10 protein-coding genes are annotated in these 11743 nt (G+C 65.1%); 5 read left to right on the top strand and 5 right to left on the bottom strand.

The genetic code is table 11. The features are described from left to right. Positions 1 to 4 precede the first annotated feature (4 nt). Positions 5 to 916 (top strand): polysaccharide deacetylase family protein, encoded by a 912-nt coding sequence (locus NR187_RS01135; RefSeq protein WP_211386248.1) that lies wholly within the window; start codon positions 5 to 7, stop codon positions 914 to 916. Positions 917 to 971: 55 nt separating this feature from the next. Here NR187_RS01135 and NR187_RS01130 read toward each other — a convergent pair whose 3' ends face one another. Further along, the gene (locus NR187_RS01130) at positions 972 to 2765 is read right to left on the bottom strand and encodes a potassium/proton antiporter (protein ID WP_256805529.1); all 1794 of its coding nucleotides are present in this window, start codon (positions 2763 to 2765) and stop codon (positions 972 to 974) included. Between the two features lie 211 nt (positions 2766 to 2976). Here NR187_RS01130 and NR187_RS01125 point away from each other — a divergent pair, with 211 nt between their 5' ends. The 4 genes from NR187_RS01125 to NR187_RS01110 all read left to right on the top strand — a co-directional run bounded on the left by NR187_RS01125 (position 2977) and on the right by NR187_RS01110 (position 6843). Further along, positions 2977 to 4293, top strand: coding sequence for a mechanosensitive ion channel family protein (locus NR187_RS01125; protein ID WP_256805528.1), 1317 nt, complete (start codon positions 2977 to 2979; stop codon positions 4291 to 4293). Between the two features lie 108 nt (positions 4294 to 4401). Continuing rightward, on the top strand, positions 4402 to 5220 hold the full coding sequence (map, locus tag NR187_RS01120; protein ID WP_211386245.1) for a type I methionyl aminopeptidase: 819 nt from the start codon (positions 4402 to 4404) through the stop codon (positions 5218 to 5220). A 93-nt stretch (positions 5221 to 5313) separates the two neighbouring features. Continuing rightward, on the top strand, positions 5314 to 6027 hold the full coding sequence (gene radC, locus NR187_RS01115) for a DNA repair protein RadC (protein WP_211386244.1): 714 nt from the start codon (positions 5314 to 5316) through the stop codon (positions 6025 to 6027). Positions 6028 to 6054: 27 nt separating this feature from the next. Beyond that, positions 6055 to 6843, top strand: coding sequence for a DUF4239 domain-containing protein (locus tag NR187_RS01110; protein ID WP_211386243.1), 789 nt, complete (start codon positions 6055 to 6057; stop codon positions 6841 to 6843). Positions 6844 to 6866: 23 nt separating this feature from the next. On the opposite strand, the gene NR187_RS01105 is transcribed toward NR187_RS01110, so the two are convergent. The 4 genes from NR187_RS01105 to NR187_RS01090 form a co-directional block, all read right to left on the bottom strand. Further along, complete coding sequence (locus NR187_RS01105; RefSeq protein WP_256805527.1) at positions 6867 to 7172, bottom strand: YMGG-like glycine zipper-containing protein; 306 nt, start codon at positions 7170 to 7172, stop codon at positions 6867 to 6869. 107 nt (positions 7173 to 7279) lie between these two features. Beyond that, on the bottom strand, positions 7280 to 8140 hold the full coding sequence (locus NR187_RS01100; protein WP_256805526.1) for a hypothetical protein: 861 nt from the start codon (positions 8138 to 8140) through the stop codon (positions 7280 to 7282). Beyond that, on the bottom strand, positions 8140 to 10368 hold the full coding sequence (locus NR187_RS01095) for an HAD hydrolase-like protein (RefSeq protein WP_256805525.1): 2229 nt from the start codon (positions 10366 to 10368) through the stop codon (positions 8140 to 8142). Before NR187_RS01095 ends, NR187_RS01100 begins: the two co-directional genes overlap by 1 nt. A gap of 60 nt (positions 10369 to 10428) precedes the next feature. Further along, positions 10429 to 11742 (bottom strand): hypothetical protein, encoded by a 1314-nt coding sequence (locus tag NR187_RS01090; RefSeq protein WP_211386239.1) that lies wholly within the window; start codon positions 11740 to 11742, stop codon positions 10429 to 10431. Position 11743 lies beyond the last annotated feature (1 nt).

Genomic DNA, 11743 nt, shown 5'->3' with positions numbered 1-11743 from the left:
TCCCATGAGCGAAGCAGAGCATCCTCTCTCACGACGCGACTTCGCCGGATACCGCGGCACGCCGCCGAATCCGCGCTGGCCGAACGGCGCGCGCGTCGCGGTGTCGCTGGTGGTGAATTTCGAGGAGGGATCGGAGTTCTCCGTCAACGACGGCGACGCCGGCAACGAGGCGATCTACGAGGTCGTGCATCGGCTCGACGGCCCGGATTCCTGCATCGACAGCCATTTCGAATACGGCACGCGTGCCGCGTGGTGGCGCATCATGGACCTGTTCGACGCGCACGGGGTCAAGGTCACCGTGAGCTCCTGCGGCCGTGCGGTCGAGCGCTTGCCGGAGCTGGCGCGCGACGCCGTCGCGCGCGGCCACGAAGTCTCCGCGCATGGCTGGCGCTGGCAGAGCCACGCCGGGATGGATGAAGCGGACGAACGCGAAGTCATTGCGAGGACGGTCGCGACGATCGAACGCGTCACCGGACAACGCCCGGTCGGCTGGCACACGCGCTCGGCGACCTCGCCGAACACGCGCCGCCTGCTGGTCGAGGATGGCGGCTTCCTCTACGACAGCGACGCCTATAATGACGACCTGCCCTATTACAAAGAGATCTCCGGCAAGCAGCACCTCGTGCTGCCCTACGCCTTCGACACCAACGACATGCAGTATTACAACGCCTCGCGCTTCAACGGCGCGGATTTCGCCGATTACGTCATCGACGCCTTCGAATGGCTTCGCCGCGAGGGCGAGACGGCGCCAAAGATGATGTCGATCGGCCTGCATCTGCGCATGATCGGCCGCCCCGGCCGTATCGGCGCGCTGGAGCGGATTCTCACGCATATCACCGGAAGCGGCGCAGCGTGGATCGCGCCGCGCGCGGCGATCGCGCGGCATTGGAAGGAAGTGGTGCCGGCTGGGGTGTGAGTCGTGCCGCATTGGCGGCTCTTACCCTCCCCGGAGGGGGAGGGTGAAGACGGCGCTAAACCCCCGCTACCGAGGTCCACAAATCCGCCAGCTTGCGCCGCAGGGCCTGTGTGCGAGACAGCGGCGCCGGCGTCTCTTCTTCCTCCGGCAGGCGGAGGCCGACGACGCTGACGCGGCCGCCGGAGATGCTGCGTGCGACCAGCACGATCTCGTCCAGCGCAAGCTCAGCGCCCTCTTTCGGCGCGCGGTCGAGATGGACGTCGAAATAGTCGGCGAGCGTCAGCTTGCCGTCGTCCTCGCCGACTTTCACGCCGTAGATTTCGGCAAGCTCGGCGAGCGTGTGCTCGCCGGAGACCATGAAGTCGCCGAGCAGATGCGGATCGGGTGTCGAGCTCGGCTGCATATCGACGAAGAAGCGGTCGAGCGACTCGGCCTTTTCCGGCGGCGCCAGCAGATAGATGTAGTCTCCGGGCGCGATCGGATCGGCCTCCAGCGGCGTCAGGATGTTCTCGTTGCGGATCACCAGCGTCGGCTTGGACCAGGACGGGATCAGGCCGCGGCGGAAATACAGGCTCTTGGGCCGGACCGGATAGCCGACGAGCTGCTGCTCGAGCTGGCCGGGCAAGTCCAATTCGACACGCCGCGGGCCGCGCTCGGCGCGCGGCAAGGCGACGTGCAGCTTGCGCGCGGCGGGCGCCAGCGTCCAGCCCTGCAGCAACAGTGAGATGATGACGACGACGAAGGCCACGTCGAAATAGAGATAGGCTTTCGACAGGCCGACCAGCATCGGGATCGACGCCAGGAAGATCGCGACGGCGCCGCGCAGGCCGGTCCAGGCGATGAAGATCTTTTCACGCCAGTTGAAGCGGAACGGCGAAAGGCACACGAACACCGCGATCGGCCGCGCCACCAGCATCAGCACGAATGCGACACCGACCGCCGGCAGCACGCTGGTGCCGAGCCGGCTCGGCGACACCAGCAGGCCGAGCAGCACGAACATCACGATCTGCGCCAGCCAGGTCGCCGCATCCAGGAAAGCCACCACCGAATTATGCGCGCGCGTCGGCCGGTTGCCGATGATGATGCCGGCGAGATAGACCGCGAGGAATCCCGAGGCGTGCATGATCTGCGAGCCGCCGAAGATCACGAGCGCGGCCGTGGTCACGAACGGCGCATGCAGGCCTTGCGGCAGCGCGACCTTGTTGAGCGCGATGACGACGAGACGTCCGCCAAGAAAGCCGACGATGGCGCCCAGCACCGCCTCCTGGATGAACTCCATCGCCACATGCCCGGCCGAGCTCGACCCCAGCGAGATGTATTCGACCAGCATGAGCGTGAGGAAGATCGCGAAGGGGTCGTTGGTGCCGGATTCAGCCTCCAGCGTCGCGCCGACGCGCGGGCGCAGGCGCAGGCCCTGGGTGTGCACCAGCAGGAACACGGCGGCAGCATCGGTCGAGGCCACCACGGCACCGACCAGCAGCGACTCGGTCCAGTTGAGGTCGAGCGCGTATTTCGCGAACGGGGCCGTGATCAGCGCGGTCAGGAGCACGCCGACCGTCGCCAGCACCACGGACGGCGCGAGCACGGTGCGGATGCTGGCAAAGCGTGTCCGCAGGCCGCCGTCGAACAGGATCAGGGCGAGCGCCACCGAGCCGACCAGATAGGTGGTGCGGACGTCGTCGAACTGGACCTGCCCGGGACCGGAATCACCGGCGAGCATGCCGATCGCAAGGAAGACGAGCAGCAAGGGCGCGCCGAAGCGCAGTGCAAGCAGGCTCGACAGGATGCCCGCCATGACGAGGACGGCGCCGAGCAATATGGCGATGCTGACGGAGTCGAGGGAAGCCATCCACCTTCCGGGTAAAAATCGCTGGAATTGCATCCTTATCGTCGCCACACCGGCGCGCCAACCCATTTTCTCCCGCGCGCGGCAATCTGCCCGTATTTTGCGGCCTTAACGCACTTCACTTAGCAGTGTATCGGTGGCCGGGCCGCTGCCTTTGTGGGATTCTGCGGCTCCCTCGAATCAATTCCTTCCGCCCGCTTCCCCGACGAGACCGATGGACATGGACCTCAAAGACTTCATGGAGTTCGTGCAGACCACCGCGCGCAGCGTCGGCGCCGAAATCTCCTCACCCTGGTTCTACCTGCAATTCGGCCTCATTCTGGCCGCGGTCGGCATCGCCTATGCCACGGAAGCCGCCGTTCGCAGCCGCGTCGACATTACGTCGCTGGCCATGCGCTGGCCGCTGCCGCTCCGGCACTTCGTCCGGGTGATGGTCTCCAGCGCCTCGACCGCGGTGTTCACCCTGCTCGTGATCGTCTCGCGCGTGGTGATGTACCACGCGACCTGGCCGAGCCGGAGCTATCTCCTGATGGTCGCCGCCAAGCTCGGCTTCGCCTGGCTCGCGATCCGGCTGCTGACCTCGGTGCTGCGCAACGCCTTCATCGTCAAGCTGGTGTCGATCACCGCGTGGTTCATCGCGGCGCTCTCCATCGTCGGCCAGCTCGATGCGACGGTCGACCTGCTCGATTCCGTCGCGATCGTGCTCGGCGGCCTGCGGCTGACACCCCTGCTCGTGATCAAGGCCGGCGCGCTGCTGCTCATCGCACTCTGGCTCACCAACATCGCCAGCAATTTCGCCGAGAGCCGGATCAATTCGACCACCGATCTGACGCCGTCGGTGCAGGTGCTGCTGGTCAAGATCATCCGCATCGGACTTCTGGCCATCGCGATTGTCATTGCGCTCGGCGCGGTCGGCATCGACCTGTCGGCACTCGCGGTGTTCTCCGGCGCGGTCGGCGTGGGCATCGGCATCGGCCTGCAGAAGATCGTCGCCAATTTCATCTCGGGGATCATCCTGCTCGCCGACAAATCGGTGAAGCCGGGCGACCTCGTCACCATCGGCGACAATACCGGGCGGATCAGCGCGATGAAGACGCGTTATATTTCCGTCGCCGCCGGCGACGGCCGCGAATTCCTGGTGCCGAACGAGGATCTGGTGACGCAGAAGGTCGTCAACTGGACCTATACCGACAAGAACACGCTGGTGAAGATCGCCTTCGGCACCAATTACGATGCCGACCCCAGACTGGTCTGCAAGCTCGCCGCAGAGACCGCCGCCGCCCATCCGCGCGCGCAGAAGGGCAAGCCGCCGAATTCCATCCTGACCGAGTTCGCGGAAGCCGGGATGAAGTTCTCGCTGACCTTCTGGATCGCCGATCCCGACGGCATGGACGGCGTCAAGAGCGACGTCATGCTGGCGCTGTGGGACGCCTTCAAGCGCGAGGGCATCCGGGTTCCCTATCCCGTCCGCGAAATCCGCATCCGCGGCGGCGCACTGCCGGTGGAAACCACCGTAGAAGTCCCGAATTGAGCCCGCTTTCGGGCACAGGGCGGCGAACCTTGGCTTGCGCGAAAGCCCGCAATCATTAGATTGGGGCCTGAATTCAAGCCTTTCCGCCGACATCGAGACCAGCCCCGCATGAGCTACGTCGAAGCCTCCGATACCTCCCTGCGCAAGACCGGACAGATCAAGCTGCATGGGCCGAGCGCCTTTGCCGGCATGCGCAAGGCCGGCGCGCTAGTGGCGAAGTGCCTCGACGAGCTCACCGACATCGTCGGGCCCGGCGTGCCGACCGAGCGCATCGACCAGTTCGTCCGCGACTTCGCCTTCAGCCACAATGCCTATCCGGCGACGCTGATGTATCGCGGCTACCGCTACTCCACCTGCACCTCGCTCAACCACGTGGTCTGCCACGGCATGCCCGGCGACCGTCCACTGAAGGAGGGCGACATCGTCAATATCGACGTCACCTTCATCGTCGACGGCTGGTATGGCGATTCCAGCCGGATGTATGCGATCGGCCCGATCGCGCGCAAGGCCGAGCGGCTGATCGAAGTCACGTATGAAGCGATGATGCGCGGCATCGCCGCGGTGAAGCCCGGCGCCACCACCGGCGACATCGGCCACGCCATCCAGAGTTTTGTCGAGCCGCAGGGCATGAGCGTGGTGCGCGATTTCTGCGGCCACGGCCTCGGCCGCATGTTCCACGACGAGCCGAACATCATCCATATCGGCCGGCCCGGCGAAGGCGTGCAGCTCAAGCCCGGCATGTTCTTCACCATCGAGCCGATGATCAATCTCGGCAAGCCGCATGTGAAGATCCTGTCCGACGGCTGGACCGCGGTGACCCGCGACCGCTCGCTGTCGGCGCAGTTCGAGCATTCGGTGGGCGTGACCGCCACCGGCGTCGAGATCTTCACGCTGTCGGAACGGCACGGCGAGAAACAGATCGGGTGAGCCTGCAAAGGCTCGCCGGCGGGACGTGAACCAGACTTGCCCCCCGCAATTGACGGTTGCAAAAACGATAGTCCCCGGCAATGCTGGCGGCCGATGCCCGCCAAAACCGACCACGACAAGAGCAAGCCTGAGGACGCGCCGCACTATCTCGGCCATCGCGAGCGGCTGCGCGAGCGCTTCTACAGCGCCGGTGCGGACGCGCTCAGCGACTACGAATTGCTGGAGATGGCGTTGTTTCCGGCCCTGCCGCGGCGCGACACCAAGCCGCTGGCGAAGATGCTGATCAAGACCTTCGGCTCCTTCGCGGAAGTCGTTCATGCGCCGGTCGCGCGCTTGCGCGAGGTTGACGGCATCGGCGAATCCGCGATCCACCAGCTCAAGCTGATCGCCGCGGCGGCGCACCGCGTCGCCAAGGGCGAGGTCAACAGCCGCAACGCGCTGTCGTCCTGGAACGAGGTGATCGACTATTGCCGCTCCAGCATGGCGTTCGCCGACAAGGAGCAGTTTCGCCTGCTCTTCCTCGACAAGCGCAACCAGCTCATCGCCGACGAGGTGCAGCAGACCGGCACGGTCGACCACACCCCGGTCTATCCGCGCGAGGTGATCAAGCGCGCGCTCGAGCTTTCGGCAACCGCGCTGATCCTGGTGCACAACCACCCCTCAGGCGATCCTTCGCCCTCGCAGGCCGACATCCAGATGACCAAGGCCATCATCGACATCGCCAAGCCGCTGGGGATTGCCGTGCATGACCATATCATCGTCGGCAGAAGCGGCCACGCCAGCTTGCGCGGGATGCGGTTGATCTAGATCGTCGAATCACATGACAAGAACAGCATGAGCGACTGGCTGCACAATCTGCCGCTGCCGTTGATGGCGCTGGTCATCTTCGGCTTCACCTATCTTCTGGGCGCGGCCATCTTCGCAGCCGTCGCGCTGGCCGCGACGGGTGAGCGCGCGACATCGCTGAAAGCGATATCGCCGGGCATGCTGCCGGTGCTCGGTATCATCTTCGGCCTGTTCGTCGCCTTTACCGCCGCGCAGGTCTGGGGCGACGGTGACCGCGCCGGCGCCGCGGTCAGCCGCGAGGCCAGCGCCCTGCGAGGCACCGTGCTGCTGGCCGCCGGCCTGCCGGCGGAGCAGGAAACGAAGCTGCGCGGCCTGGTGCGCGCCTATGTCGAACAGGCCGTCGCGCTGGAATGGCCGATGATGGCGCATCAGGAGGTGTCGCTGAAGGTGACGCCGCCGCCGCTCGCCGAAGCCCTGCAGCTCGTCGTCACGATGACGCCGCAGGGTACGGGTCAGGCGAATGTGCAGCGCGAGCTCATCGCCACGCTGGAGCAGGCGCTGGATGCGCGGCGGCAGCGGATCATCGTCAGCCTCGCCGCCGTGAATCCGGTCAAATGGTGGTGCCTGTATCTCCAGGCGGCCTGCGCGCTGCTGGTGATCGGCCTCGTTCATTGCGACAACCGCCTGGGATCGGCGATTGCGATGGGCCTGTTCGCGACCGGCGTCGCCACCTCGGTCCTGCTGATCGCCGCGCATGACCGGCCGTTCGCCGGCCAGATTTCGATCCGGCCGGAGCCGCTGCTCCAGATCATGCCGGAGCCGGCGGCGAAAAGCTGAAGCGCGCGCGCCTCGTCCGGGCCTCAGTAGCAATACCGCGGATCGACCGGGACATAGCGGCCGTCGGGACGCTGCATGTAGCAGCCGCGCTGATAGGCGTAATAGCCGGAGCGGCGGCGCTCGCCCTCGGAGGCGATTGCCGCGCCCGTGCCGGCACCGACGACGGCACCGATTGCGGCGCCGCGGCCGCCGCCCAGCACGCCGCCGACGATCGCTCCGCCGACACCGCCGATGATGGCGCCGCCCACGGCATCCTGGGCGACCGCCTCATGCACCGGCATCGCCATCGCTACCGCCAGGCATGCCGCGATTCCAAATCCTCGAAGCATCCGCAACCCTCCTGTCCACCGCGGCCACCATAGCCGCGGCGGATCAGGCGAACCAGAACAATCGCCGATGGCCGGCGGAGCCGCCCCTGCCCGACGGAAGATGTCCGCTAGCCGCCTCGGGTCAGATGCTGCTGCAACGCCCTCATGTAGCGGATGGCGAGGCTGCGCGCGTGCGCGATCTCCACGACGAAGCCTCGATCCCGGCAGGCGGCCTTGTCGTTCATCAGATCGACAAGCTCGGGACAGCGAAAGACCGCTTCGGCGTACCAGGGGAAGAACTCGGAATTTGCAAGCTGATCGGCTTCGGCCAGGCCAAGCGTCCGGGCGTGATTTCGCGCCGTATTGGCGGCATAGGCAAAGCAGCATTCGGCGAAGTTGGCGTCATCCTGCGTGACGACGAAGGATCTGGTTTGCAGGCCGGGCAGCAGCCATTCCGTCATCGTCACGGAGCCGGCCTCGATCGCCGCGCATCGCTCGCGCAGGCCCTTGGGGCCGGTGACGAACTCGGCAAGCGTCGGTTGTGACGGTGCCATGCGGGCCAAACGTCCCGGCTCGCGCTCGCAGATGTATTTTCGCCACGCCCAGCGCTTGAGCGGCGGCGCGGCGAGATAGAGCTGCTCGGTGAAGACGCCGAGATGAACCACGACGACCGGCCGGTGCAGAACAGCGACCGGCGGCTTGTAGGGTCCTTCGACGATGCGCAGCTCGAAATCAATCCCTCGCGCGTTGCAGATGCCGGTCCATTGCTCACGCAGCCCGGCCAGGGGTTGGCCGGCCGCGTCATTCATCGCCGCGACGAAAACAAAAGCGTCGAAATCCACCATCAATCCGGGCGTCGATGGATATTGCCCGCTGGTGTTTCCGATGAAGGCGACGTCGACGCAGGCCGGGTGGACGGAATAGGCGCGAAACCAGTCCTTGAGATCGGCGATGACGCTCGCAAGATCGCTCCGCGCCGGCTCGGACATCACCATCTCCGCTGGTCGGCAACGCCGTCGTCATCGCCGGCGCGACGTCCCTCGCTGCCGATCGAGACCGCGATCAGATCCTCGATCTGATCGACGAGGGTGGTGTCGACATAGGCCGGCAATGCCCCGGGCGCGACCGCATCGAGCTCCTCGTTGACCTTTCGGACCAGGCTGGCGACCTTCGGATCGGAATACGTCACTCCGAGGTTGCCCATCATCTCCGCTTTACGCCGCGCGGCGCTTCCACCGGCCTGCTTGAGAATGACGACTGGGATCGACCGGTCCAATGCCATGTTGATCTCGGTCTCCGTCCCGGATGGTTTTCCCTCGCGCGACGGCCCGCCCATGACGACGAGCACGTCGAGCTCGCTGACGAATCGTTCCCGCATGCGACCGAACTCTCCGTCGGGACGACCGGCATCTCCGTCAGACACCACCACCGCCGGCGCGGTGCGACTGAACTGGCTGCTGCCGCGTTTGCGCAGGTAGAATCGCGCGGCGCTCGGGTTTTCCTCGAAGGCCGCCTCGACCACGGGAATGCCCACGCCGGGGCCATGGCCGGACGTCACCCGGAAGTCGCGCCGCACCAGGGCGCGTCCCATCCGTTCACAGAGCGTCCCGATGTCGGACGTCGTGATGGTCCCGCCATCGAGGACACCATCCGGCACCAGCACACCGTCCTCCTGCTTGGCGGTGCCGCCGAATCCGACGATCGGCCTGTTCGCGATCACGGCGATCTGCCGCACCCAGCGTTCGATGTCGGAATACTCCTTGAAGAGGTGCGTCTCGATGCGCATGCGTCTCAAATTCTCGACATACATGGCCTCGACGATCCGGTCGGCAGGATGCTCGGCCGCCTTCACCAGAAGGTGGTGCCAGAAACGGGTACGGGGCACCGCCTTGGCGGCGCTGGACAAAAGCCGGCGCAGGGCCGGGTCGGTGAAGGAGGTGCCGACGAACACCATGCAGCTGCTGCGGTAATCGTCCTCGAACAGGCGCCATATCTCCCGGCGGTGGCGTTCGGCCAGATCGAACTGCTCCTCCAGGAAAACGAGATCCCAGTCGAGATTGTTGGCGTACCGGGAGTGCTCGAAGTCTCCGTTCATCTTGACGATCAGATGGCTGTTGGCAAAATTCTCCAGCAGCGTGCCGTCGTCCGTCACGACGGAGTGCGGGAAATTGCCGCTCGCCAATGCGGCTTCGAACAACTGATCATAATTGGTGGTCCAGATCCGCGACGCACCAGACCGCATCATCGCATAATGATAGGCGTTCGGCCGCTTTTGCTTGCGGTTCGCAAAGCTCTGCTTGAAGCGCTCGTAAACGTCTTGCGAGCGCGCCGATTCGGCGGCGACCAGTTGCAGCAATTGCGGCAGGCTGTACGTCGTTTGCCCCGCCCACAGGCTCATTTTCAACTGTTGCAGGATCGGAAAGTAGTGATCATTCCAGCCGCCGATGCCGGATTGGACGGAAACTCCGGCGCCGGCATAGAACACCAGGCGATCGACCCGGATGGCGCCCTTCAGGGTCGAGGGCATGTTCCGGTGCGACCCGAGCTGTGGGGCGGGCGTGTCGCGCAGAACAGCTTCGAGATCAGCGACGTTGCGTAGCAAGGCACGACAGCCGGTGTAGGCGCGACTGCTCGGCTCGCCGGTCCAGGCGGCATGGTAGTAAGCGACGCCGGTGCCTTGGGTGACGTCGTAGTCGCGATCGGAATCGCCGATGTAGACCAGTTCATTCGGCGCGACGTTCATTTTTCCGGCCAGGGCCCGAACCGCCTCGGGGTTTGGCTTGGCGCCCGACGGCGCATCTTTTCCCCAGATCTCGTCGATGACGCCGTGCAGACCGAAATGGGTCACCAGATCGACCAGTTCGGCCGTCTCGCGCGACGAGAGTATCGCGCATTTGATGTCACGCCCCTTGAGATCCTGAAGAAGCGTCTGAACCCCGCTGACGATCTTGCCCTGACGTTCGCAGGCTTTGACCGTCTTGCGATAGAAGTCGCAGATTTCCGTAAGTTTCGCGGCAGCTGCGGGAATATCTGCGTAGGCAAGCGCGATCAGTGCATTGGGACCGTAAAGCGGCAACGTATTGACCGCGATGTCGGGCCGTCCGACCGTCGGCTCATACAGATCGAAAGTTGTTGTCAGCGCCTTCTGGCTGGCGGCGCGGCCGTCGAAGACCGGCCCGTCGAAATCAAGGATGACGCCCCGCAGCGATGCTGGCATGAGACACCCTACCTTCGCGGAATGACCGTACGCAAAATGCCAAGGCTTCTCACGGCAGGATCATGCCTGGATGACACTGGCAAGAAGTTGCCCGACGACCGCATTGGTGACGTTGTTGTGAGCGTCCGTTTGGTTCGTCTTGAGGATATATGCGTCGGCCAGGAACGTGTTGACCTTGCCTCGCTTGGGCGCGAACACTTGGGTGATGTTGTCGGGCTCGCTTGCGCCCGGCTCGAGTTTCTGGGGCCCGTTTGCACCCATCGCGCCGAACTCGTCGCTCGCATCTCCGACGCCTTGGGTGGTGTCACGCGAAAAACGCGATGCGATCGCATAAGCGAGCGTACACGCAAGGTCGTTGTGGGTGTGCGTGATCGCGATTGGCCCGGTCGGCTTGCCGACCACGTTCGGAAATGCTCCCGCGACCTGATGAGACATGGCATTGTGGGAATAGGCACCCTGCAGGATCGTGAGCGAAAACAGCTCCAGATTCGGCACCGCAGCCCAGCGATTGGCGGCCGCCGTGACCAATCGCCCACCAAAGCTGTGGCCGACCAGATGCACCCTGATCGGATGCGAAGGCGTGAGCTTTCCAAGAACCTTGTCGATCAGGCTGACACCGATGACGCCGGCACGCTTTTTCATCTCGTAGTAGGTGAGCTGGTTGAGGAAGCGGCCGACAGCAGCGCGCGCGCCGGTGAAAAAGCCATGCACGGCACTGCTGAGACCCATGGCACCGCCGACCTTCGGCGCGAGCTTCAGCACGGGTGGCGTGGTAAGGCTGCCGAGCAGAAACTGTGCCTCGGTACGATCGGCGGCGGCGCGCGCTATACGGGTGGCATCGCCCCGAAGTTCCTTGTCGGGCGAGTGTGCATCTACCCCGGCCGCTGCTGCGGCTTGCTTGGCAAGATCGTGCGAGGCGTCGGGGTTCAAGTGCTGGGCAGCGGTGCGCGCGGCGGCGATGGTCTGCGCCGCGGACGGCCCCATGAAACGGGCGAAGTCCGCCAATAACGCGTCGAACTCCTGCTGAGGCAGGTCTGAAGCCGAAGTGCCTCCGGAAGCGGAAAGCGTGCCTGGCGTGCCGACATCCGTGATCGCAGCGGCATCGAAGTCGGTCTGAAACGCCTTGGCGGGCCACAGCACGCCGGCGACGACGATCTTGTCCGCGCGGCCAGCCGGCAGATTGCCGGCGGCGTTCGCCCAGAGGGTCCCGTACAGCTTCGTCGCATCGTTCTTGTCGTTCTTCCAGCCGTGGGACATCACCACCAGGTCCTCGATTCCCGGCTTGCCGAGCAATGCCGTGAGCTGCGCTGCGATGCCCGCGTCGATTGCACCATTCTCGTCAAACTCCAGCCAAATCGACGGAACATTGCTCATG

It is taken from the genome of Bradyrhizobium sp. Bra64 (genome assembly GCF_024519875.1).
GTDB classification, from domain to species: Bacteria; Pseudomonadota; Alphaproteobacteria; order Rhizobiales; family Xanthobacteraceae; genus Bradyrhizobium; species Bradyrhizobium japonicum_G.
This window is presented reverse-complemented; position numbering and strand designations above follow the sequence as displayed.